This window comes from Niveispirillum cyanobacteriorum, from assembly GCF_002868735.1.
GTDB classification, from domain to species: domain Bacteria; phylum Pseudomonadota; class Alphaproteobacteria; order Azospirillales; family Azospirillaceae; genus Niveispirillum; species Niveispirillum cyanobacteriorum.
In genome coordinates this window covers 1935391-1959779 of sequence record NZ_CP025611.1, presented here as the reverse complement: position 1 = coordinate 1959779, position 24389 = coordinate 1935391, and the positions used below count along the sequence as shown (strand labels likewise).

The window sequence follows — 24389 nt, the reverse complement described above, 5'->3', positions numbered from 1 at the left end:
GATCAGCCCTTCCGCAGACGGGGGTCGAGGGCGACGTAAAGCACGTCGGCGATGAAATTGGCCGTCAGCATGGCCAGCGTCATGATCAGCAACTGCCCCTGGATCAGCGGGTAATCGCGCGCCGTGATCCCCTGGAACAGGGTGTAGCCCAGGCCCGGATAGTTGAAGACCACCTCTGTCACCAGCGCGCCGCCGAAGGACGCGCCGAGCGTCATGGCAAAGCTGGTGACGGTGGGTAAGAGCGCGTTGCGCGCGGCATAGGCCATGCGCAGGCGGCGGTCGGACAGGCCCTTGGCCGTGCCCAGCACGATATAATCTTCACCCAGCAGGTTGATCATGCTGTTGCGCATGGTGATCAGGTAGCCGCCGACCTGGGCCAGGGCCATGGTCACGATGGGCAGGAAGGCGTGCTTGAAGATGGAGCAGAAGAATTCCAGGGTGAAGCCGGGATCAATCTCCGGCTCATACGCGTATCCTGTCGGGAAGACCGGCCAGTAGATGGCGAACAGGAACAAGGCCAGCAGCGAGGTGACCAGCGGCGGCATGGCCTGCATCATCAGGGCGATGGGCGCACCGATGCTGTCGAACGACCCGCCCCGCCGCCAGGCGGCCAGGATGCCGGCCAGGGACCCGATGGCAAAGGCGATCAGCGAGGAGGTGAGGACCAGCATCAGGGTCCAGGGCAAGGCCCGCAGCAGCACCTCATTCACCGTCAGCGGGTGGAACTTCACTGACAGGCCCAGGTCCCAGGTGAACACGCTTTTCAGGTAGGTGACGAACTGCGCCGGCCAGGGCTGGTCGATGAAGCCGAAGGTCTCCTTCAGCGCGGCCAGGGCTTCGGGCGGCAGGGTGCCGCCCGCCTGGGCGAACATGATGTCGACCGGATTACCGGGCATCAGGCGCGGGATCAGGAAATTGAACGTCGCGGCAACGATAAAGGCGGCGACATAGAATCCGACCCGGCGGAGAAGGAAGGCCATGGGGGGTCCTCTCCCGAAACCGAAGATCTGAAGGAAAGCGGGTTGTGGTGTGGTTCGATGGGGGGCCGATGGCCCCTATGGATCAGCCGCCGCCATTCACCGGCTCCAGCGCCAGCAGATGCAGCAGCCGTTCCGGCGTGCCGTCGAACACATCGGGCCGGGCCACCGGATTATCGGCGTTGAACCAGCCCTTGAAGCGTTTGGTGTTGTATTCGTACCAGATCGGATTGCTGAACAGCGGCACATAGGGCGTGTTGGCGGCCAGGATCATCTGCACCTTGTCCATCGACCGGCGCTGTTCATCCGGGTCGATGGTGGCGACAAACGCATCTAGGGCGGCGTTCAGTTCCGGGTTGTTGAAGCGTGTGGGTGCCGTCCGCGTCTTGCCCGAGAAGCGGGAATGGAAACCGGTATCGTAGGAACGATGCGGCGTCTCGCCCGTGAAATAGCCATTGATGGCCATGTCATAATCGCCCTGGATCAGCTTCTGCGCCCAGCTTGCCGGTTCGGGCGTGGAGACGCGGACATTGATGCCGATGGCGTTCAGCCCTTCGACGACAAGCTGGGTGGTGTTCACCCAGTCGGTCCAGCCATTGGGTGCCAGGATGTCAAAGCGGATGGGTTTGCCATCGGGATTGTCGACATAGCCGTCACCATCCACGTCGCGGAAGCCGCTTTCGGCCAACAGGGCGCGGGCGCCATCCTTGTCGTACTTCGCAAACTTGCCGAATTGGCGTTCGGCGTCCTGGTTCACCCAGTCCTGATAAAGACGGCCCAGGCCGGAGGCATATTCATTGACGATCGGATAGCCATAGCCTGCGATATCCACGATGGCGCGGCGGTCCATGGCCATGCTGACGGCCCGGCGGAAATTGACATTACGGAAGGCCGCGCGGTTGCCCGGATTGGGGCTGTCAAAATTGAAGTTCACCGCGACGGTACCGCCGGGCGGGAACCAGTAGCGGTGATGCACCGGATCGGCGGCAACATAGGTGCGCTCGATATCCGGCATGAAGGCGCCGAACCAGTCCAGCTTGCCATTGCGGGCGGCGGCCAGAAGCTGTTCGTTATTGCCGATCTGCGGGAAGGACAGGCAGTCAACCTTCAGGCTGGCGGCGTCCCAGTAATGTGGGTTCCGGCACTGCACATAAAGCTGATTGGTGAAGCGCCGCACCTCCGTCATCGGGCCGGTGCCCACGGGATCGGGGTTGGTGAAGGTGACGGGGTCCGCCACCTTCGACCAGATATGCTTGGGCACCACGGGGATGCGGGCCAGCTCATACAGGCTGTTGGCGTTCACTCGCTTCAGCGTGAAAACCACCGTATGGGCATCCGGTGCTTCCACGGCGGCCAGCCGTTCCCAGATGTCGAGCGTGTCCAGCGCCTTGAAGCGCTTGAACATCTCGTACGTGAAGACGACATCCTGCGCCGTGAAAGGTTGCCCATCGGACCACAGCACGCCGTCACGCAAGCTGAAGGTCAGCTTCAACAGGTCCTTGGAGAAATCATATCCTGTCGCCAGGCGGTAATGCGGGCGGCCATTATGCAGGGTGTTGAAGATGATCAAAGGTTCGTAGGCGAATTCCCGCGCGCTGTAGAGGCGCGTGGTCTCGTTGTACGGGTTGAAGTTGCGCACCCAGCCGGTGGAGAAATTAGCCACGACCGTCAGCGTGGACGGGTTATCCAGCGGGGCGGCCTGGGCCATCGCCTCTGTTGTGCCCGCCGCTGCCGGCAGAAGCGCCGCCAGCGCGGCAAGGTTGCGGAAGAACTTCATCCCGTTGACCCCTGTTGTCCCGGCCGGCCCCCTTGTTTTGGGCCTGTTCCGTTTGCACGACTGTCGGGCAGACATACCCGGCAGGGCTACACTCAACTTCGTTGATTTCGTCGTTCACCGCCATTATCGGCGGGGTTTTTGCTGCAAATGGACGGATTGTTACCCGTCAACCCGCCCATTTGTACGTTCACATCATGCCAGAGCCAGTAAGCCGGTGATTTCTTCCAAGGTCCCAGCGACATCGAGCATGGCCCCGGCGGGCGGCAGGGGGCGGGCGAGACGGGATGCGGCGGCATCGGTCAGGGGCTTCACGGATGCAGCGATGGGGGTCCATTCATCCACATCGCCATGGCTGGACAGGACGATATCCACGCCCGCCCCCTGCACGGCCGCAGCCCGCTCCGCCAGTGTGCCGCCAAGGCTTTCCATATAGATGCAGTCGGAGATCAGGACGCCATCAAACCCGATACGGTCACGAATGAGCATCTGCACGGCATCCTTTGAAATGGTGGCGGGGTTCTTTGCATCGACGCCCGTATAGACGACATGCGCGACCATGGCCCAGGGGGCCGTGCGGCTCAGGCGGGCGAAAGGCAGGAAATCCGTGCGATCCAGCTCCGACAGGTCGGTATCGACAAACGGCCGGTCCTTGTGGCTGTCCACCAGCGCACGGCCATGGCCGGGAATATGTTTGATGATGGGCGTGACGCCTACCGATGCCATGCCATCCATGAAGGCGCGGGCCAGCACGGTCACCACCTCCGGGTCGCTGCCGAAGGCGCGTTCGCCGATCACGGGATCGGCCCCGGCCACCGGCACATCGGCCAGCGGCGCACAATCGACATTCACCCCGTGCTGGCGCAGCAAGGTACCGATGGCAGCCCCGTTCAGGCGGGTGGCGCGCAGGCCCGCCAGCGCATCCTTGGCATAAAGACGGCCAAAGGCGGCGGGTGCCGGGAAGGCGGGCCAGACCGGCGGCTCCATCCGCTGATGCTCACCGCCTTCGAAATCGATCAGGATGGGGGCGTCGGCGCGGCCCACGGCATTGCGGAAGTCATCGCACAGGCGGCGCACCTGATCCGGGCTTTCGCAGTTCCGCTTGAACAGGATCAGGCCCAACGGGTTCGCGTCGCGATAGAATGCCTTCTGATCGGCGTTCAGAACCGGATCGGGGGCGCCAAAAATGACGGCCAGGGGCCGCGACGGGGCGGAGGAAGCCATGATGCCATGCCTTGCGGTGATGTCCGGGAATGGGCCGTGGTCGCGACTGTTGCGCGGAAATCCCAGGCTCCGCGCAAAGCCTTGATCCGCCCCGCCGATCCGATCAAGCCCTCCTTGCCGGATCAACGAAATTGACGGTATGGTGACGGGCATGTGCGGGGGATGGCGCTATAAGTCCCTGGTGAACACACCGAAACCATAGAACAGCACAATGCGCGGTAAAGACGCCAGGGGGCATGCAAGGTGGGATTTTCCAGACCCGATGTAAAGGCGGCCCTGAAACTTGGCGGACCCCTTGTCGCTGTGCTGGTGGCTGCACTGTTTTTCCTGTCCATGGCTGTGGATGACAAGGTCGATATTCAGATCGACAATGCCAACCGCAGCGTCGAACGCGAATTGACCACACTGGTCCAGAATGCGCGCAGCCAAAGCTCGGCCTTCGCTTCCACCAGTTTCATCGGCTATTCGGTGGGCCGTTATTACGGCTTCGCCTCGGCCTTTCAGCAGATATCGCCCGATCCGGAACGGGCGGCGGCGCTGCTGCGCTCCACCTACCCGCCGGGAGATACCCCACCGGCGGAAATTCCGGCGGCGCTGACGGCCTATGCCGCTGTCCATGACCGATTCCATGCCAGTTTTCGTGACCTTCTGGCTTCCACCGTCTTTGACGATCTCTACCTGATCGACCGGTTCGGGCGCGTTGTCTATTCCTTGCGCAAGGATGCCGCCTTCGGCGCAGATCTGGCCGCCGCACGTCAGCGGGAATCGGCACTGGGCACCCTGTTCCGGGAGGTGATGGGGCGCTTGCCCCAGGCCCAGACGCCTGAGCAGGTGATGGTGCTGACCCAGCCGCTGCCGCTGGACCAGGGACATGGCATGCTGCTGGGCCGACCCGTGGTTCGGCATGGCACAGTGGAAGGTGTTGTGGTTTTCCGGGTGCCGATCGGCAAGGTGCAGGAACGGCTGGCCCGGCTGACCCAGGACGGGATCGGCTTCGCCCTGCTGGACGGGGCCGGTAACATGGTGACCAGCGCGCCCGGTGGGGAAAAGCTGAAAGGCTGGGCACGGCAGGAACCGCGGGTTCTGGAAGATGGCGGCTGGCGCTATGTCGTGTTGTCTGACGGCGCCAAACTGGCGGGGGGACTCAATTATATAAGGTGGCTGCTGCTGCTGGCCGGTTTCGGCGCCATCACCTTGTTCATGAAGGCCTTTCGGGAACCGCCGCCGGCCACGGATGCCGGGGGCTTTGTGCCGGTCGGTCCCTCGGCCCCGCTGGATGTGGCGCCGCCTGTTTCCGTGCCCGTGACACCTGCGGACCGGCCAGAACCCCCACCCGCGCCCGTCGCCGCCCCCGTGGCGGAGGAACCGGAGCATCATGATCATGCCGATGAGGGCGATCATGCCGCCGCCCTGGATGCCGATGAAGGTTATCGCCGCTGCCTTGTCGATGTCATGACCCTGGCGCTGGATTACTGGCAGAAGGCCAAGCGCAAGGGGAAGATCGAGCTGGCCGAGGAAAGCGGGCTCTGGCGTGTCTATATGGACCGGTCATCGCTACAAACCCGCACATTGGATAAATATCTGCTGGTCGAGACGCTGCCCCGTAACCCGCGCTGGCGCGATGTGGTGCGCACCGCCGAGTATGTGCTGCGCCATTGTGGGGAGCCGCAAGGCGAACGCGAGACACTGTCGGTGGCGCTGGGCCGTCTGAAACAGCATCTGAAGCAGGCTGAGCGGGTCTAGTTCAGCCAGGACCAGAATCTCTTCAAACAAGTCGAATATGGTCGGCAGGGTGGTCCTTCCGGCTGTGTCAGGCCACGACTCCAGTTGAGATAATGTAATGTTACAGTTCCAACCTGAAATCAGAAACAAAATTCCGTCTTTTTCCGTCATTTTCGGCGTTCTGCCGGAACCGACCTTTCGGAAATCCCGCATTCCGCTTTCCTGAAGCCCACCAGCCGGGAGCAACCCGACGCGTTCGGGGACCCCGCAACGGAAATCGTGCCAGCGACAGCGCCAAGGCACGGGGAACAGGGCTTACGAGGAGGCAAAGGTCATGCAGTTCAAGAAAATGCTCATGCGGGGTACCGCCAGCGCGATCGCCATGATGGCCATCGCTGCGACGGCGCAGGCGCAGAGCGCTCCGGCGGCGGAAGGCACGCTGGACGAGATCGTCGTTACCGGCATCCGCGCCAGCCTGGTGCAGTCGATCAACACCAAGCGCTTCGCTGACGCCATCGTCGACGCCATCTCCGCCGAAGATATCGGCAAGTTCCCTGATAAGAATGTCGCTGAATCGCTGTCCCACCTGCCGGGCGTGCAGGTCGACCGTGATTTCGGTGAAGGCGAGCGTGTCGCCATCCGTGGTACCGACCCGGCCCTGAACCGTACCCTGCTGAACGGCCAGACCGTTGCCTCGACCGACTGGTTCATCCTGGACGCGCCGGGCCGTACCTTCAACTATTCCATGCTGGCACCCGAAGTGGTCGGTCAGCTGGAAGTGTACAAGTCGCCGGAAGCCCGTATCGACGAAGGCTCCATCGGCGGCACCGTGATCCTGCACACCCGCCGTCCGCTGGATCTGAAGCCGCTGACGCTGAACGCGTCGGTGGAATACGCGTACAATGACCGGTCGGACGATGGTGCACCCAACGCGTCGGGCCTGATCTCCTGGTCCAATGATGCCTCCACCTTCGGCGTCCTGGCCTCGGTCACGCATCAGGTGCAGGATATCCGCCGTGACGGCTTTGAAAGCCTTGGTTACCCCACGGTGACCCTGCCCAACGGCACCAAGGCGATCATGCCCAACGTGATCAACTCCGCGCTGTTCCAGCAGAAGCGTGAACGCACGGGCGGCACGCTGGCCATCCAGGCCAAGCCCAGCGACAATCTGGAGATCAACGCCACCGGCCTGTACGTCAAGGGTACCTACGACAACCTCAACCAGAGCCGCTACTACTTCAATAACTTCCGTGGCGCGCCCAACAACGCCGTCGTGAAGAATGGCGTGGTTGTCGGTGGTTCCTACACCAATGCCGGCACACCGACCGCCGGTCTGATGCTGCTGGACGCGATTGCGCGTGAAAGCACCATCGAGACCTATGCCACCGACCTGAAGGTCGACTACACGGGCGATGCGCTGAAGGCCAGCTTCCAGGGCGGCTATACCAAGTCGACCGGCGGCACCAAGCAGCAGTATTTCGGTGAGTTCGAGCAGCTGACCGGCTACAGCTTCGACATTTCCGGCACCAACGGTCTGGCATCTGTCACGCCGCAGATCGCGTCGACCAGTAATGCCGGCACCACGCTGGGCTTTGCCCAGCTGCGTCAGCAGCCGACGTCGGACGAGGAGACCTATGCTCAGGCCGACTTTACCCGCGATGTGGAATGGGGCCTGCTGAACGCTGTCAAGTTCGGCGTCAAGTACCGCACACATGAAACCAGCCAGGATGCCAAGCTGCGCCGTGTTAATGGTGCCGCCACCCCGGTGGACGGCTTCGTTGGCGGTACGACGCCGTCGGGCTATCTGGGCGGGATCAACGTCAACGACGCGATGAAGAACTGGAACACCATCAGCGCCGATAAGCTGAAGACCTGGTTCCTGGGCCGTCCGGCCTCGGGCTATGTCGACGCCGCCTATTTTGACTATCTGCCGGCGCAGTTCTCCGTGTCCGAAGACATCTGGTCCGGTTACACCCAGTTGGGCTTTGAGACCGAAGGTTTCCGCGGCAATGTCGGCGTCCGCTACGTCCATACCGACCAGACATCGGAAGGCCGCCGCGACCGTCTGGGCGGCCAGTTCGGCCCGCCCATCGTTCCCGCCTCACAGATCGAAGCCATCTCGCTGAAGAAGTCCTATGATGACTTCCTGCCCAGCATCAACCTGACCTTCGACCTGGACCCCAAGACGGTGCTGCGTCTGTCCGGTTCGCGCGTCATGGCACGCGCCAACTATGCCGACCTGTCCACCTTCCTGGAAACCAACAACACGCTGCGTACGGCCAATGGCGGCAATCCGAACCTGGACCCGTACCGCGCCAACAATTTCGACGCCTCGATCGAGTATTATCTCGACAAGGTGTCGCTGGTGTCCGCGACGCTGTTCTACAAGGATATCGGTTCCTACATCTATCGTGCGACCAGCACGGAAATGCTGATCAACACCGATACCAACCCGCTGACCAACCCCGGTGGCACCACGGTTCCGCAGGCCTTTGAAGTCAGCCGTCCGCGCAATGGCGGCTCGGCGGAGATCAAGGGTCTGGAACTGGCCTATCGCGGTGATGTCTACGGGAATTTCGGTATCGAAGCTTCCTACACCTATGCCGACAGCGAGACGGCGGACGCCTCCGTGGCCCTGCCGTTCAGCTCCAAGCATTCCTTCTCGCTGACGCCGTACTATGAAGACGAGATGTTCAGCGCGCGGGTCACCTACTCCTACCGCTCCAAGTATTTCCGCGAAGTCAACCGTGCGACCTCGGTGATCAATGACAGCTATAATCAGCTGGATGCGTCGCTGACCGTCAATGTCACCGAACAGGTGGCCCTGACGGCGCAGGCCCAGAACCTGCTGGATGAAACCCAGTACCAGTATGTCGGCAACCGGGATGTCCCGTTCGCCGCCTACAAGAACGGTCGCCGCTTCTTCGGTGGCGTCCGCTTCTCCTACTAAGTCTGTATGCGTACCGGGGGCCTCAGGATTTCGAGGCCCCCTTGGTTCCTCTCTCCCTTATGAGGCATCTCCCGACTTCACCCGGCCATCCGCAAGGATGGCCGGGCTTTTCTTTGGGCATGAGAAAGGCGCATGGAACGGGTCCATGCGCCTTTCTCCAACACACCAATTGGGAACTCAGTGCGACCCGCCCTCCAGATAGGCCGCCCGCACCTCTGGATTGGCCAGCAGTTCCTGGCCAGCCCCTTCCATCACCACCTGACCCTGGGCCAGCACATAGGCGCGGTGGGCCAGTTTCAGGGCGTGGTAGGCGTTCTGTTCGACCAGCAGGATGGTCATGCCGCGCGTCTTGTTCAGGTCGGCGATGACATCGAATATGCGGCGGATGATCAGGGGGGCCAGGCCCAGCGATGGCTCATCCAGCAGCAGCAGGCGCGGCCGGCTCATCAACGCGCGGGAGATGGCCAGCATCTGCTGTTCACCGCCCGACAGGGTGCCTGCCCGTTGGTCCCGGCGCTTGGCCAGGATGGGGAACAGGTCCAGGCAATAGGCGGCGTCTTCATCGAAATGCGCCGGGTTGCCCAGGGTAGCCCCCAGTTGCAGGTTCTCGAACACCGTCATACGCGGGAAAATGCGCCGCCCCTCCGGCACCTGGGCGATGCCCAGCTTGGCTGTCTCGTGTGGGGGCAGGTCATTGATGACCTGACCGTCGAAGATGATGGTGCCAGATGCGGGCTTCGGCTGACCACAGATGGTCATCAGCAGGGTGGACTTGCCGGCGCCATTGGCCCCGATCAGGGTGACGATCTCCCCCTGTTTGACATGCACATCGACGCCGCGCAGCGCCTCGATGGGCCCGTAATTGGTGCGGACCCCCGTCAGTTGCAGCAGGCTCATGCCCGGCCTCCTTCCTGTCCGGCCACATCCTCGGCGACGATGGCGGGCAGTTCTTCTTCATCCGGCTCGCCCAGATAGGCCTTGATCACGCGCTCATCGCTGCGGATCTCTTCTGGCGTGCCCTCGGCGATCTTGCGGCCATATTCGACCACATGGATGCGGTCGGAGATGCCCATGACCAGACCCATGTCATGCTCGATCAACAGGATGCCGATCCCGAACTGTTCGCGGATGCCCTGGAGCAGTTCCCCCAGAACGCCCGTTTCCTTCGGGTTCAGGCCAGCGGCGGGTTCATCCAGGCAAAGCAGCAGGGGATTGGTGTTCATGGCGCGGGCGATTTCCACCCGGCGCTGCACACCATAGGACAGGTTGCCCGCCTCTTCATCCGCAACCGAGGTCAGGTCCAGGCGTTCAATCCAGAAACGGGCGCGGTCGATGGCCTCTTTCTCCGCCGCACGCCAGCCCTTTAGGCCGATCAGGCCAGCAACACCGAATGCCGCCTTTCTCATCAGCCCCACATGCTGGGCCACCAGCAGGTTTTCCAGCACGGTCATGCGCGGGAACAGGCGGATATTCTGAAAGGTGCGGACCACGCCGTGGCGCGACACCTGATATCCGGGCAGGCTTTGCAGCGACACGGGCGCGTGGTCCGGGCGGTTCAGGATCAGTTCGCCCGATGTCGGCTTATAAAAGCCGGTCAGGCAGTTGAAGATCGTGGTCTTGCCCGCCCCGTTGGGGCCGATCAGGGCCGTGATCTTGTTGGTTTCAGCCGTCAGGTTGACGCCATCGACGGCCACCAGACCGCCGAAACGCATGGTCAGGCCCGTAACGGACAGCAAAGGCGCGCTCATGCCGCGTCTCCCTTCTGGCTGGACAGGCGGATGGTGGGCACGCGCTGTGACAGCAAGCCGCCGGGACGCCAGACCATGATGGCGATCATGGCAATGCCGAACACGATCATGCGGAAATCAGCAAACTCACGTCCCACTTCCGGCAGCAGCACGATGAACAGGGCCGCGATGACCACGCCGATCTGGCTGCCCAACCCGCCCAGCACCACGATGGCCAGGATCAGGGCGCTTTCCATGAAGGTGAAGCTTTCCGGTGACACGAAGCCCTGCCGCGCTGCGAAGAAGCAGCCGGCGAAGCCACCCAGCATGCCGCCCACCGCATAGGCCGAGACCTTGGACGCGGTGGGGTTGATGCCCAGCGAGCGGCAGGCGATTTCATCCTCACGCAACGCTTCCCACGCCCGGCCCACGGGCAGGGCGCGAAGGCGCCTGATCACCCAGGCGGCGGCCAGCACCAGGGTCAGGGCGATGAAATAGAGGAAGATCAGCCGGTGTTCGCCAGAGAAGGTGATGCCGGTGATCTCATGGAAGGAGGTCAGCCCCTCCGGCGGGCGGCGGTCAAAGGACATGCCGAACAGGCTGGGGCGCGGAATGCCGGAAATGCCGGCGGGACCGCCCGTGAAGCTCTGCCAGTTCAGGATCACGATGCGCGTGATCTCGCCAAAGCCCAGGGTGACGATGGCCAGATAGTCGCCGCGCAGGCGCAGGATGGGCAGCGATAGCAGCACCCCGAACAGGGCCGCTATCAAGCCTGAGAGCGGCAGGCAGATCCAGAAGCCCCAGCCCAGCGTCGTGGACAGGATGGCGAAGCTGTAGGCGCCGATGGCGTAAAAGGCGACGAAGCCGAGGTCCAGCAGACCCGCCAGACCCACGGTCACATTCAGGCCCATGCCCAGCAGCACATAGATCAGCACGGTGGTGCCAACATCCATGATGTAGCGGTCGGAAAAAGGCATGAAGGGTAAGGTGATGGCGAACAGGGTGATGCCGACGGCAAAACCCTTGGACAGCTTGGCCGTCAGGGCGTCGTCCCGCTTGGGCTTGGTCCCGGCGGCCAGCTTCGGTTTGGCGGCACGCCGCGCGGCCAGTGCGTCGCGCACCAGTGCCATGGCAAGACTGCCGCCCAGCACGATCAGGCCGGACCAGAAGACCCAGGGCCAGCGGGTCTGCACCACCAGACCCTGATCGGTGGAGACGGTGTAAAGGCCGATGAAGGGAACGGCCAGGACCATGGCGACAAGGCCGGCGATGATGCTGGCCTTCAGATGGTTTTGGATCGAGTTGGCCATGGGTCACACCTTCTCGATATCGGGGCGGCCCAGCAGGCCCGTGGGCCGGAAGACCAGCACCAGGATCAGCACGGAGAAGGAGGCGACATCCTTGTAGGCACCCGACACATAGCCGGTGAAAAACGCCTCAATCAGCCCGATCAGCAACCCACCCAGCATGGCACCCGGCAGGCTGCCAATGCCGCCCAGCACGGCAGCGGTAAAGGCCTTCATGCCGGCCAGGAAGCCGATATAGAAATCGATCACCCCGTAATACATGGTGACCAGTACGCCGGCCACAGCGGCGAGCGCCGCCCCCATCACGAAGGTCAGGCTGATGGTGCGGTCGACATTGATGCCCAGCAGGCCTGCCATAGTGCGGTCCTGCTCGCACGCGCGCTGGGCCCGGCCAAGGGCAGTGCGGTTGATCATCTGGGTGAAGCCCAGCATCAGGGCCACGGTCAGCAGGATGATGAACAGCTGAATGTAGGAGACGTTCACCGCAAACCCGTCGCCCTGCCACAGCGTCACGCCGCCATTCATGACAGGCGCCAGCGGCTTGGGCCGCGCACCCTGCGTCTGCATGACGTAGTTCTGAAGCAGGATCGACATGCCGATGGCGCTGATCAACGGCGCCAGTTTCGGTGCGCCGCGCAGGGGCCGATAGGCCACCCGTTCCACCGTCCAGCCATAGGCGGCGGTGAAGGCGATGGCCATAACCAGCACCAGCAGCAGCGCCAGCGGTACCGACGTCACCCCGGCCGCCGCCAGGATGGAGAAGGTGGTGACCGCGACAAAGGCGCCGATCATATAAATCTCGCCATGGGCGAAATTGATCATGCGGATGATGCCGTACACCATCGTGTATCCGATGGCGATCAACCCATAAATGGCCCCCAACGCAAGGCCATTGATGAGGTATTGGAGAAACGTCCCCAGCGCTGACGCGTCCATGTGCCCCCAGTCCGAATTGGCCGGCTGCCCCTTTCTCTTTGGTGGGGCTTGCACCGGCGAAGGTGCGCCACCGTAGCGGAAGGGGGCGGGGGGCAGCAAGGGTGCTTGGGGGAGATTTATTGACGTTAAGAGGCCAACCCCTCCTCATGCACCCGCAGATGCAGCAGGGCCAAATCCAGCAGCGGCGTTGCCACGCCATGCGCCCGCGCCCGTGCCGCCATATGCCCGAGGATATGCTCGGCTTCTGTCCGGCCACCCTTGGCCACGTCGCGGGCCATGGAGGCGTTGACCTTGCTGCCCGCATCCACGATCTGCGCGCCATATTCATCCAGCAGGGCAGGGCGGGGCGCGTACCCTTCAGCGGTAGCCACGGCGGCGCATTCGGCCAGCAGCGCCTTCATGAAATCCGTTCCCCCCGGCTGCCGGTTGATGGCCCCGACGGAGCCACGCATCAGGCAGGTGGAGCCGGCCAGCGTCGCCAGGAAGAAATATTTCTCCCACAGGTCCAGCATGATGGTGTCGGACATATGCCAGTCCACACAGGTGGGGCGGAAAGCATCGGCCAACGCGGCAACCGTCGCCTGCTGCACTGCATGCCGGGCGCCGAAAACCAGTTTATGGATGGTGGACAGGTGGTGGATGGTGCCCTGTTCATCCAGCGTGATCGGCATGTGGCACAGCCCGCCCATCACCCGTTCGCGCCCGAAGGCCGTATCCAGCACCTCCATATGCCGCACCCCGTTTAAGAGCGGCATCAGGATGCTGTCAGGCCCCATGGCAGGCATGACGCTGTCGATGGCGGCGTCCAGGTCCCAGGCCTTGCAGGTCAGGATCACCAGATCATAGGGCTTGCGCGCCTTGGTCACGGTCTGGGCCGGTACGCGGATATTGCCATGCGGGCTTTCCACCCGCAGCCAGTTCTCCATCAGCTGCGCCTGGCGGCGGGGCCGCACCAGGAAGGTGACATTGGCCCCAGCCTCCATCAGCCGTCCGCCGAAATAGCCGCCGACCCCGCCAGCACCCAGAAACAGGATACGCATTGCCTTCTCCCCGCACATCTGCGGCGCCTTCATACCATCCGCATCGCCATCGATTCGACGGAAAATCGAGCGATATCAGGCATGGGCCGTCCTTATGGTCTGATTTTCCGCTTGCCTGAATAAAGCGGCTGACAGGCCAGTCCCCGGTCCCGCGATGGTGTGTGAAGACTTTCAAGCTAAAGGGATTGTCATATCCCAGCACATGAAGGCAGACTATCCTCCGAATATGCGTGAAGATTTCGGCCATGGGCTGGCTTTGCGCGCCGTTGGGGCATCCAAGGCATGGGCGATGGGGACCCGGCGGCGGATTTTGGTGCTAAGGTGTGGATGAAAGCGACGTTACCGCCTGAACAGGCCGAGACGGACATCCTGCCGGAAAGCGGGACGGCGGAGACGGCTGCGGTGGCGCGGGTGCCGCTGCGTAAACGCTTGTCTTTCAAGCAGGCGCGCAACACCGCACTGGTCACCCTGATGCTGGGTCTGGTCCTGTCCACGGCTCAGATCACCATCGACCTTCTGGATATGGAACGGCAGTCTGACCAGCTGGTCCGCCAGGTGCTTTCGATCATGCGCGAGGCGGCGGCGGAGAGCGCCTATTCCTTCGACCAGGCGCTGGCCGATCGCGTCGTCACCGGTCTTTTCGAATATAAGCCCATCTACCGCGCCGTCATTCTGGAGGATTTCGGCAATCAGCTGGCTGCCCGTGAACGTCCCCAGGCGGAGGGGCAGCTGAAATGGCTGGCGGAGATGCTGTTGCCGGTGGAGAAGACCTACTCCATCCCGCTGGTGATCGAGCGGCATAACCAGAATGTCGGTGAACTGCGCGTCTCCATCGACCGGTTCCTGATTGCGCAGGAATTCTTCCGCCGGTCGGGCGTGGTGCTGTCTACGGGCATCATCTGGACCGTGGCGCTGGCTCTGATCCTGGTGGTGATGTTCTATTCCACCCTGACCAAGCCCTTCCTGCGCATGTCTTCGGCCATCGCGGAGATTAACCCACGGCACCCGGCCGACAAGCTTCTGTCCGTGCCGAAGCGGCACGAGGATGATGAACTGGGCCTGTTGGCCAAGACCATCAATGAGGTGCTGGTGCAGTTCGACCATTCGCTGGTCGAACGGGTACGGGCCGAACATGCCCTGCGTGAGCGTGAAACGCGTCTGTCCGGCATCATGGACAATGTCGCTGACGGCATCATCACGCTGGACGAGGATCTGCGTATCGAAACCATGAACAGCGCTGCCGAGGCGCTGTTCGGCTATGCCGATGGCGAGGCGGTGGGACAGCCCTTCGTCACCCTGATCGAGGAGCGCGACTGGACCCGCGTGGCCGTGGCCCTGATGGCCTGTCTGCGCCGGTCGGAGGAGGAGCAGCGCCCCGACAACCGTGCCGAAATCCAGGGCCGCCGCCGCCAGGGCGAGGTTTTCGCCATGGCCTTCGGCGTCAGCCAGATGCGCCTGGGCGACCGTCGTACCGCCATCTGCGTGGTGCAGGACATCACCCAGCGCAAGCGTGCCGAACAAGCCCTGCGCGAAAGCGAGGAGCGGCTGAAGCTGGCTGTGCGCGCCACCCGGTCCGGCGTGTTCGACAATTCCTACACCAAGGGCACCTATTGGTGGTCGCCCGAGTTCATCGAGATGCTGGGATATGATGCGGTCGACGCGATGTATGCCAACAAGCTGTTCGACGGGCTGCTGCATCCCGATGACAAGGACATGGCGCAGAACCAGATCGAGCGCTACCTGAACGGGGAGGTGGGCGATTATCTGTCGCTTTACCGCCTGCGCCACCGCGACGGTTCCTGGGTCTGGATTGAGGCGCGTGGTCAGGCTATTCGCGATGATAGCGGGCGTCCCCTGCGCTTCACGGGCACAATGACCGACGTGTCGGACCGCAAGCGGTTCGAAGAACAGCTGATGTATGTCAGTACGCATGACCCGCTGACAGGGCTTCCCAACCGTACGCTGGTGCAGGACCGGTTGCAGCATGCCCTGGCCCATGCCGGGCGCAAGGGCACGGCGGTGGCCGTCCTGCTGCTGGACGTGGACCGGTTTAAGCTGGTCAATGACAGTCTGGGCCATCAGGCGGGCGACAAGCTGCTGCGCGCGCTGGCGCAGCGGCTGGGAAGCTGCGTGCGGGCCGCCGATACGGTGGGCCGCCTGGGTGCCGATGAATTCCTGATCGTGGCGGAGGATCTGCCCGATCCGCAGATGGCGGCCCGCGTGGCGGAGACCATCCTGGTCAGCCTGTCGCGCCCCTTCGGCATCGATGGTCAGCAGCTGTTCGTCACCACCTCCATCGGTATCGCCTTGTTCCCCGGCGATGGCGCGGATTTCCATGCGCTGATGCGTGATGCCGATACGGCGATGCACAATGCCAAGGCGTCGGGCGGCAATGGCTACCGCTTCTTCACGCCGGAAATGAACGAGGCGGCGGTGGCCCGCCTGTCGCTCGAACATTCCCTGCGCGAGGCGCTTGAACAGGGCCAGTTCTTCCTGCATTACCAGCCGAAGATCGCCATGGGCGACATGAAGGCGGTGGGTGTGGAAGCCCTGATCCGTTGGCAGCACCCGGAGATCGGCATGATCCCGCCGGGCAAATTCATTCCGGTGGCGGAAGAAACTGGCCTGATCGTGCCGCTGGGCGAATGGGTCATGCGTGCGGCCCTGGCCCAGATTCAGGACTGGCGCCGGCGCGGCTTTGCGCCCATCCCGGTGGCCGTCAATGTCTCCGTCCGGCAGATCGCCACGCCTATGTTCGGCGAACGCGTTTTCGCGCTGTGCCAGGAATATGGCGTGCCGCCGGAACTGCTGGAGATCGAGATCACCGAAACGGCGATGATGTCCAACCTGGCCTATATCGCCGATACGCTGAACGAAATCCGGGGTCGGGGCATCCGAATCGCCATCGACGATTTCGGCACCGGCTATTCCTCGCTCTCCTATCTGCGCCGTCTGCCCATCACCACACTGAAGGTGGACCGTTCCTTCGTCAGCGAGGCGCCGACCAATGCCGATACGGGTGCCATCGCCGCCACCATCATCGCCATGGGCCGCCAATTGGGCCTGAAGGTCGTGGCGGAGGGGATTGAGACGGAAGAGCAGCTTGAATTCCTGCGCCTGCATCATTGCGATGAGCTTCAGGGCTACTTCTTCTCCCGACCGCTGCCGCCGGGCGATCTTGAAACCCGATTCCTGCAACCGGATGGTGTGCTGGAAGTTGCAGGTTGACGTAAACGTCACAAGGGGTTGAGAGGCATTTTCGCCATTCGCAAGTGCAAAATTACCCGTATCGCGGGAGCGTTGCCCAATAAACGGGCGTTTGACCGGACTGCCCCAAATCCGATCAAGCCATTGGAAACTGGACAAAAAATGTGTCTTTTTTGCCAGTCCGCGCATCAAACGACCCCGCCGGAGACATAACGCGCATAGAAGCCTTGACGTGCCCACATGGCGGCCTTTACGACAAGGTTACGCGAAATTCCCCCGGCTCCAGAATGGGGTCGGCCGCCGGCCCATAGCCGGGGAATGATAAGAATGGGATGCGAGGAGGAAACGCATGGCACGCAAATCGACGCCGCAGGTGCGCATGGACCGCCGGGTATTGGCCGGGGTGAGTGCAGCGGCCATCCTGGCCCCGATGCTGGTGGTGGGCAGCGCCCAGGCCGTCAGCTTTAACCGGGGTGAGTTGAGCGGCAGCTTTGACACGACCCTGACCATGGGCGCCCTGTTTCGCGTCCAGAGCCGCGATCCGGACCTGATCGGCGTCGCCAATGGCGGTCGTGCCCATTCGATCAATGGCGATAACGGCAACCTGAACTATGACAAGGGCCTGGTGTCGCTGGCCGGTCGTGCCACGCACGAGCTGAAGCTGAGCTACGGCAACCTGGGTGCCTTCGTCCGCGGCACCTACTTCTATGACGTCGTGAACGCCAAGAAGTCGTCGACCAACGGCGCGCGCACCAACCGCTTCGCCTTCAATTCCGATACGGTCGAACGCGTGGGTCGTGACTTCGATCTGCTGGATGCTTTCGTCTATGGCGATTTCGCCGTCGGTGACAGCTCCAACCTCTCCGTCCGCCTGGGCAAGCAGGTGCTGAGCTGGGGTGAGAGCACGTTCATCCAGAACGGTATCAACAGCATCAACCCGATCGACGTTTCCGCCCTGCGCGTCCCGGGTTCGGAACTGAAGGAAGGCTTCCTGCCGGTTCCCATCGCCGATATCAACTTCTCCTTGAACGAAAATATCTCGCTGGAAGCCTTCTATCAGTTCAAGTGGGACAATACGGAGCCGGAAGCCGCGGGCTCGTTCTTCTCCACCAACGACGCCGCGTCGCCAGGTGGTGAGCGCCTGTTCATCGGCTTCGGCAACTACCTGTTCACCGATAGCCCGAACCAGGGTGCTGTGGCCGGCGGTAATGTCTTCCCGGTTGACCGTTATCCCAACCCGCTGCTGAACAATTTCCGTGGCGTGCAGTCCCTGACCCCGTTTGGCACTGTCGTGCCCCGGTCTAAGGATGATACACCCAGCGACAGTGGGCAGTACGGTCTGGCCCTTCGCATATTTGCCGAAGAGTTGAACAACACAGAATTCGGCTTCTACTACACCAACCTTCATTCACGCGTGCCGGTGCTGAGCTCTATCGTCGGCAGCCTGTCGGCGTTCCAGGCCAGTTCCTCCACCTTCACGCAGAACTCGTCTTACCGCGCGGAATATCCTGAGGATATCCAGCTGTTTGGCGCCAGCTTCAACACGACCATCCCGTTCGGCATCTCGCTGCAGGGCGAAATCAGCTTCCGCAAGGACCAGCCCCTGCAGCTTGATGACGTGGAACTGCTACAGGCCACGCTGGCGGCCCCGTCCATCCTGGGTTCTATCGCCCAGGGTCAGGCTGCTGGTGCGGCTGCCGGTCGTACACAGGGCAGCGCCACCTTCAACAGCGCGGTGGCTGCCGCAGTTGCCGGTAATCCGGCTCTTCGTCCCTTCACCGGCCTGACCTTCGAACAGATCCAGGCGATCAACCCGACAGTCGCTGGTGCCATCAGCGCTGGTATTGCGGCTGCTCCGGGTTCGCCGGGCGGGACGCGCGCCGCATTTGAGGCGGCAGGTGCCGCCGCAGGTGCTACGACCGGTGCCAACCAGGCGGCGGTGGGCGCTGCCGCCCTGTTCAACACCAACCAAATCGTTAAGAAGATCGGCGTGATCCAGGGTACGACGGCTGCTGCCGTCACTGCTGATCTGGCCAGCCGTTACTTCGGCAAGCGCATCCAGGGCTGGGAAGAATTTGACGTCACCCAGGCACAGATGACCGCCACAAAGGCGTTCGAACGCGCCTTCGGTGCCGATCAGTGGGTGGTCGTCACCGAAGTGGGTGGCACCTGGATTTCCGACATGCCGGACAAGTCTGTGCTGCGTCTGGAAGGGCCGGGCACCGTCGTGGGTGGCAACGCCGCCTTTGTGGGCCGTGGCGGCATGGCCGATCTGGCCACCGATGGTTTCGCGGATGCCTTCTCCTGGGGTTACCGCGCGGCGATCCGCTTCGACTATCTGAACGCACTGCCGGGCGTCAACCTGTACCCTTCGATTTCCTGGCAGCATGACGTGAACGGCACCACGCCGACGCCGCTGGGCAACTTCATCGAAGGCCGCAAGGCTGTCAGCCTGGGTCTGCGCGCCCTGGTGCGTGAGACCATCACGGTCGATCTTGCCTATTCCAACTTCTTCGGGGCCGGAAAGTTCAACCTGATCAACGATCGCGACTTCGTGTCGGCCAGCGTCAAGTACTCGTTCTGACGCCGCGCGACGATCTGACAAGAAGATAGCGATCGAGGAGGAAACGCATGTTCCGTATGAAATCTGTTCTGCTGGGTGGCGCCATCGCCCTGGCTTTCAGCCTTCCCGTTCTGGCGCAGTCCGCCGCCGATCTGGGCAAGACCCTGACCCCGATGGGCGCCATCAAGGCCGGCAATGCCGATGGCACCATTCCGGAATGGACGGGTGGCATCACCAAGCCACCCGCCAACTGGCAGCCCGGTACGATCGAGGTGGATCCGTTCCCCGAAGACAAGGTGAAGTTCACCATCACCGCCGCCAACATGGCGCAGTACGAGGATAAGCTGCCGGAAGGCCTGAAGGCCCTGCTGAAGCGCTATCCCTCCTATAAGATGAATGTCTACCCGACCCGCCGCAGCGCGTCGTACCCGGACCGCATCTATAAGGAAACCATCGCCAACGCCACCCGTGCCAAGCTGGCCGATGGTGGCAATGGTGTGGAAGGGGCCAAGGAAGGCGTGCCCTTCCCGATCCCGAAGGAAGGCGTGGAAGCCGTTTGGAACCACCTGCTGCGCTATCGCGGTGAGGCCACCGAACGCAATGTCGGTCAGGTGAACCCGCAGACCGACGGCTCCTATACCCTGATCATGCTGCATGAGCAGGTGAAATACCTGTATCAGGCACCGGGTGGCGCGCCGGCCAACACCTCGCTCTACTTCCTGCAGGAAGTGACCAGCCCGGCCCGTCTGGCCGGCGAAATCCTGCTGGTGCATGAGACGATCAATCAGGTGAAAGAACCGCGTTCGGCCTGGACCTACAATCCCGGTCAGCGCCGCGTGCGCCGTGCCCCGAACGTTGCCTATGACAATCCCGGCACTGCGTCCGATGGCCTGCGCACCACCGACAATTTCGACGTCTATTCCGGTGCGCCCGACCGTTATGACTGGAAGCTGATCGGCAAGAAGGAAATGTACGTGCCGTACAATTCCTACAAGCTGCACTCCAAGGACACGAAGTACGACGATATCGTCAAGCCCGGCCATATCAACCAGGATCTGGCCCGCTATGAACTGCACCGCGTCTGGGTCGTGGAAGCGACCCTGAAGCAAGGCACCAGCCACATCTATGCCAAGCGCCGCTTCTATATCGACGAGGATAGCTGGCAGATCCTGGTCGCCGACCATCTGGACGCCCGTGGCGAGATGTGGCGCGTGGCTGAAAGCCATCCGGTGAACTATTATTCCATGCCGACCTTCTGGTCGACGTTGGATGCGCTCTATGACCTGCAGTCCGGTCGCTACACCGCGATCGGTCTGGACAACCAGGAGGCGCCGTACAAGTTCGACGCCAAGTTCACCGACGCCGACTTCTCGCCCGACAGCCTGCGCCGCGCTGGCGTGCGCTGATTACGGATGCGGCAACGGGCCGGCCGGTGGTGAACCGGCCGGCCCTTTTCCGTCTCTTGGGCCGCGTTAACCAACCTCGCCGGTGATCCGATGCTCCGTTCCTCCTCCGCCCTTCGTCCCCTGGCCGCAAGCCTGTGTCTGCTGGCCCTGGGTGCCCTGCCCGCGGCAGCACAGGAGGCGGCCGCCCCGGCCCTGCGCCCCGCGGTCATTGCTCCGCTGGCCAGCCAGTCCCTGATCCTGGGCGCGGCACGTGCCGGTGACCGGCTGGTCGCCGTGGGGGAGCGGGGGCACATCCTGCTGTCCGACGACAATGGCAAGGCCTGGCGTCAGGTGCCGGTACCGGCGAATGCCGCCCTGACAGGTGTGCATTTTGCGGGCCCCAAGCGCGGTTGGGCGGTGGGCCATGATGCCGTCATCTTGCATACCGAGGATGGGGGCGAAAGCTGGAAGGTCCAGCATGCCGATCCAGAACTGGAACAGCCGCTGATGGATGTGCTGTTCGCCGCCGATGGTCAGCATGGCATCGCGGTCGGTGCCTATGGCCTGTATCTGGAAACCGCCGATGGCGGCGCCACCTGGAACAGCCGGCAGATCAGCGACGATGATTTCCATTTCAACGCCGTCCTGGCCCCGACCCCGGAAACCCGCCTGATCGCGGGTGAGGCCGGAACGCTGCTGTTCAGCGCCGACGCCGGGGCCACCTGGACCAAGCTGGAAAGTCCCTATGACGGGTCCTTCTTCGATGCGCTGATCCTGGGACCGCAGAGCTTCCTGGCCTATGGGCTGCAGGGTAATATCCTGCGCAGTGATGATGGCGGCAAAAGCTGGACCGCTATTGAGAGCAATACCACGGCGGGCCTGATGGGCGGTGCCGTTCTGGCCGACGGGTCGGTGGTGCTGGTCGGCGCACAGGGTGCTGTCCTGACCAGCGGTGATGGCGGCCGGACCTTCAGCACCACCAAGCGTGCCGACCGCGTGGCGCTGGCCGATGCCATTCAGGCACCCGACGGCAGCGTCATTCTTCTGGGCGAACACGGGCCGATCCCGGCACGCCCCTGACGCGCATCATCGCCCCGCCCCGATCCCTTGAACGCCAAGGCGAACCGATATGTCCCAGTCCACCTCCTTCCTGTCCCGTCTTGAACATTGGACCTTCCGCAACCGGGTGCTGATCCTGGTGGTGTTTGGTCTGCTGACGGCCTTCATGGGCTGGCAAGGTGCCAAGCTGCGCGTCGATGCCGGGTTTGAGAAGACCCTGCCGCTCGACCATCCCTACATGCAGACCTTCACCAAGCATATGAAGGAATTTGGCGGCGCCAACCGCGTGCTGGTGGCCCTGTCGGTGAAGGAAGGGGACATCTATACGCCGGAATTCATGACGCGGCTGAAGCAGGTGACAGACGAGGTGTTCTTCGTCCCCGGCGTGGACCGCGCCAGCGTCACCAGCATCTTCACGCCCAATGTGCGCTTCATCGAGATCGTGGAGGACGGGTTCGCGGGTGGCAATGTCATCCCCGCTGAGTTCCAGCCCAATGACGAATGGCTACCCATCGTCCGTGAAAACGTCCTGAAATCCGGGCAGGTAGGTCGCTTGGTTGCCGAGGATTTCACGGCGGCCCTGGTGTCGGTGCAGTTGGTGGAGAAGGACCCGCGCACCGGCCAGAAGCTGGACTACATGGCGGTGGCAAAGCAGTTGGAGACCATCCGCGCCAAGTTCGAGGATGACAAGATCCAGGTCCATATCATCGGCTTTGCCAAGGCAATGGGCGACATCGCCGATGGTGCCAAGAGCGTGGTGCTGTTCTTCGCCATCGCCTTCGTCATCACCGCCGTGCTGGTTTATGGCTATGGCAAAAGCTGGATGATGACCTTCGCGATGCTGGGCATCTCGCTCTGCACCGTCATCTGGCAGTTTGGCCTGCTGGTGTTGCTGGGTTATGGCATCGATCCGCTATCGATTCTGGTGCCGTTCCTGGTCTTCGCCATTGCCATCAGTCATGGCGTGCAGAATGTCGGCACCATCACGCAGGAAATGGGCAAGGGTGCCGATGCCTTCACGGCGTCGCGGATCAGCTTTGAACGGTTGCTGGTGCCCGGTGCGTCGGCTTTGGTGACCGACGCGCTGGCCTTTGTCACCATCGCCATTATCCAGATCCAGATGATCCAGGAACTGGCCGTATCCGCGTCGGTTGGCATGCTGATCATCATCATCACCCATCTCTGGGTGCTGCCGGTCGTACTGTCCTTCCTGCCGCTGGGTGACAAATATCGAGCCCGCGTGTCGGGTCAGGTGGACCGGTTCGACCGCGTCTGGGGTTGGTTCGCCGTCTTCGCCCGGCCCAAGGGCGCCGTTGTCATGGTGCTGATCGGTCTGGGCGTGTTCGGCATCTCGCTGTGGGAGCAGCGCAAGATGACGGTGGGCGATACCGAGGCCGGCGTGCCCGAACTGTGGCCCGACAGCCGGTATAACCAGGATGCCCAGCTGATCGTGGACCGGTTCGCCATCGGCGTGGATATCATCCAGGTCATTGTGGAGACAAAGGCCGACGGCTGTATCGACTACAACATCATCCGCCAAGTGGATGATTTCACCTGGGCCATCTCCAATGTTGATGGTGTGCAATCGACCATGTCGATGGCCACCGCCATGCGGACCGTCAATGCCGGCTGGAACGAGGGCAACCTGAACTGGCGTGTGCTGCCGCGCAATTCGCAGGTGCTGGTCCGGACGGTTACGCCCATCGAGACGTCCACGGGCCTGTTGAATTCCAACTGCTCCGTCATGCCGGTCATGATCTTCACCAAGGATCACAAGGCAGAGACGATCCAGCGCATCGTGGATGCGGTGGAGCAGTATAAGAAGGATAACCCGTCCGATACGGTCAGCTTCAACTTGGCGACGGGCAATGTCGGCGTGATGGCGGCCACCAACCAGGCGGTGATGACGGCGGAAAAGCCGATGCTGCTGCTGGTCTATGCCACGGTGGTTCTCTTCTGCGTGATCACCTTCCGCTCCATCGTCGGTTCGCTGGCCACCGTGCTGCCGCTAATCGTGGTGTCGATCCTTTGTAATGCCATGATGACTTGGCTGGGTATCGGCCTGAAAATCTCCACCTTGCCGGCGGCGGCCCTGGGGGTGGGTATCGGCGTTGATTACGGGCTATATATCTTCAACCGGCTCCAGTCCTATCTGAAGCATGGTTTGAACTTCGCGGAGGCCTATTACCGCACGCTGCAGGAAACGGGCAGTTCGGTACTGTTCACCGGCCTGACCCTGGCTGTGGCGACGGCCACCTGGATCTTCTCTGACCTGAAGTTCCAGGCCGATATGGGCGTGCTGCTGACCTTCATCTTCCTGGCCAACATGATCGGGGCGGTCGTCCTCCTTCCGGCGGTGGCGGCCCTGCTCTACAAGATGTTCCCCAGGCTGTACGAGGCGGAAGTGCGCCGCGCATCCAAGCGGACCTTCGCGGTGCATTGAGGTTGATACGAAACGGAAAAGGGCTGCGACGGGCAACCGCCGCAGCCCTTTTTTGTTGGGTGATTGCTCTCGAAA

15 protein-coding genes are annotated in these 24389 nt (G+C 62.5%); 7 read left to right on the top strand and 8 right to left on the bottom strand.

Going from position 1 to position 24389, the window contains the following annotated elements; translation table 11 throughout:
* Positions 1-2 precede the first annotated feature (2 nt).
* From C0V82_RS08950 to C0V82_RS08940, 3 genes are all read right to left on the bottom strand, one after another.
* Positions 3-980 (bottom strand): ABC transporter permease, encoded by a 978-nt coding sequence (locus tag C0V82_RS08950; RefSeq protein ID WP_054166730.1) that lies wholly within the window; start codon positions 978-980, stop codon positions 3-5.
* Between the two features lie 82 nt (positions 981-1062).
* Positions 1063-2754: an ABC transporter substrate-binding protein gene (locus C0V82_RS08945; protein ID WP_188595057.1), complete on the bottom strand. Its 1692-nt coding sequence runs from the start codon at positions 2752-2754 to the stop codon at positions 1063-1065.
* 192 nt (positions 2755-2946) lie between these two features.
* Positions 2947-3975: a glycoside hydrolase family 3 N-terminal domain-containing protein gene (locus tag C0V82_RS08940; RefSeq protein WP_158659822.1), complete on the bottom strand. Its 1029-nt coding sequence runs from the start codon at positions 3973-3975 to the stop codon at positions 2947-2949.
* A gap of 243 nt (positions 3976-4218) precedes the next feature.
* Between C0V82_RS08940 and C0V82_RS27775 the strand changes: the two genes are divergently transcribed.
* Entirely contained in the window at positions 4219-5718 is a 1500-nt protein-coding gene (locus C0V82_RS27775; protein WP_158659821.1) for a cache domain-containing protein, read from the top strand.
* 313 nt (positions 5719-6031) lie between these two features.
* The gene (locus C0V82_RS08930) at positions 6032-8647 is read left to right on the top strand and encodes a TonB-dependent receptor (RefSeq protein WP_102112030.1); all 2616 of its coding nucleotides are present in this window, start codon (positions 6032-6034) and stop codon (positions 8645-8647) included.
* Between the two features lie 177 nt (positions 8648-8824).
* Here C0V82_RS08930 and C0V82_RS08925 read toward each other — a convergent pair whose 3' ends face one another.
* From C0V82_RS08925 to C0V82_RS08905, 5 genes are all read right to left on the bottom strand, one after another.
* Entirely contained in the window at positions 8825-9538 is a 714-nt protein-coding gene (locus C0V82_RS08925) for an ABC transporter ATP-binding protein (protein WP_199772506.1), read from the bottom strand.
* A gap of 2 nt (positions 9539-9540) precedes the next feature.
* Positions 9541-10395, bottom strand: coding sequence for a high-affinity branched-chain amino acid ABC transporter ATP-binding protein LivG (gene livG, locus C0V82_RS08920; protein WP_102112028.1), 855 nt, complete (start codon positions 10393-10395; stop codon positions 9541-9543).
* Entirely contained in the window at positions 10392-11684 is a 1293-nt protein-coding gene (gene livM / locus C0V82_RS08915; RefSeq protein WP_102112027.1) for a high-affinity branched-chain amino acid ABC transporter permease LivM, read from the bottom strand. Before livM ends, livG begins: the two co-directional genes overlap by 4 nt.
* Positions 11685-11687: 3 nt before the next feature.
* Positions 11688-12617, bottom strand: a complete 930-nt coding sequence (locus C0V82_RS08910) for an ABC transporter permease subunit (protein WP_054166723.1) — start codon at positions 12615-12617, stop codon at positions 11688-11690.
* Positions 12618-12742: 125 nt separating this feature from the next.
* Entirely contained in the window at positions 12743-13657 is a 915-nt protein-coding gene (locus C0V82_RS08905; protein WP_102113338.1) for a ketopantoate reductase family protein, read from the bottom strand.
* Positions 13658-13984: 327 nt separating this feature from the next.
* On the opposite strand from C0V82_RS08905, the gene C0V82_RS08900 reads away from it, so the two are divergent.
* From C0V82_RS08900 to C0V82_RS08880, 5 genes are all read left to right on the top strand, one after another.
* The gene (locus C0V82_RS08900) at positions 13985-16885 is read left to right on the top strand and encodes an EAL domain-containing protein (RefSeq protein WP_102113337.1); all 2901 of its coding nucleotides are present in this window, start codon (positions 13985-13987) and stop codon (positions 16883-16885) included.
* Between the two features lie 328 nt (positions 16886-17213).
* Positions 17214-19448 (top strand): DUF1302 domain-containing protein, encoded by a 2235-nt coding sequence (locus tag C0V82_RS08895; RefSeq protein ID WP_102112026.1) that lies wholly within the window; start codon positions 17214-17216, stop codon positions 19446-19448.
* 47 nt (positions 19449-19495) lie between these two features.
* Positions 19496-20833 carry a DUF1329 domain-containing protein gene (locus C0V82_RS08890; protein ID WP_102112025.1) on the top strand — a complete coding sequence of 446 codons (1338 nt, stop codon included), beginning with the start codon at positions 19496-19498 and terminating at the stop codon, positions 20831-20833.
* A 90-nt stretch (positions 20834-20923) separates the two neighbouring features.
* Entirely contained in the window at positions 20924-21892 is a 969-nt protein-coding gene (locus C0V82_RS08885; protein WP_102112024.1) for a WD40/YVTN/BNR-like repeat-containing protein, read from the top strand.
* A gap of 49 nt (positions 21893-21941) precedes the next feature.
* A complete protein-coding gene (locus C0V82_RS08880; RefSeq protein ID WP_102112023.1) occupies positions 21942-24314 on the top strand; it encodes an efflux RND transporter permease subunit in 2373 nt (790 codons plus the stop codon).
* Positions 24315-24389: the final 75 nt, after the last annotated feature.

Excerpts from the sequence above, each read along its gene's own strand:
- C0V82_RS08950 (WP_054166730.1), bottom strand. The coding sequence starts at position 980 with ATGGCCTTCCTTCTCCGCCGGGTCGGATTCTATGTCGCCGCCTTTATC.
- C0V82_RS08945 (WP_188595057.1), bottom strand. The coding sequence starts at position 2,754 with ATGAAGTTCTTCCGCAACCTTGCCGCGCTGGCGGCGCTTCTGCCGGCA.
- C0V82_RS08940 (WP_158659822.1), bottom strand. The coding sequence starts at position 3,975 with ATGGCTTCCTCCGCCCCGTCGCGGCCCCTGGCCGTCATTTTTGGCGCC.
- C0V82_RS08930 (WP_102112030.1), top strand. The coding sequence starts at position 6,032 with ATGCAGTTCAAGAAAATGCTCATGCGGGGTACCGCCAGCGCGATCGCC.
- livG (WP_102112028.1), bottom strand. The coding sequence starts at position 10,395 with ATGAGCGCGCCTTTGCTGTCCGTTACGGGCCTGACCATGCGTTTCGGC.
- livM (WP_102112027.1), bottom strand. The coding sequence starts at position 11,684 with ATGGCCAACTCGATCCAAAACCATCTGAAGGCCAGCATCATCGCCGGC.
- C0V82_RS08910 (WP_054166723.1), bottom strand. The coding sequence starts at position 12,617 with ATGGACGCGTCAGCGCTGGGGACGTTTCTCCAATACCTCATCAATGGC.
- C0V82_RS08905 (WP_102113338.1), bottom strand. The coding sequence starts at position 13,657 with ATGCGTATCCTGTTTCTGGGTGCTGGCGGGGTCGGCGGCTATTTCGGC.
- C0V82_RS08900 (WP_102113337.1), top strand. The coding sequence starts at position 13,985 with ATGAAAGCGACGTTACCGCCTGAACAGGCCGAGACGGACATCCTGCCG.
- C0V82_RS08895 (WP_102112026.1), top strand. The coding sequence starts at position 17,214 with ATGGCACGCAAATCGACGCCGCAGGTGCGCATGGACCGCCGGGTATTG.
- C0V82_RS08890 (WP_102112025.1), top strand. The coding sequence starts at position 19,496 with ATGTTCCGTATGAAATCTGTTCTGCTGGGTGGCGCCATCGCCCTGGCT.
- C0V82_RS08885 (WP_102112024.1), top strand. The coding sequence starts at position 20,924 with ATGCTCCGTTCCTCCTCCGCCCTTCGTCCCCTGGCCGCAAGCCTGTGT.
- C0V82_RS08880 (WP_102112023.1), top strand. The coding sequence starts at position 21,942 with ATGTCCCAGTCCACCTCCTTCCTGTCCCGTCTTGAACATTGGACCTTC.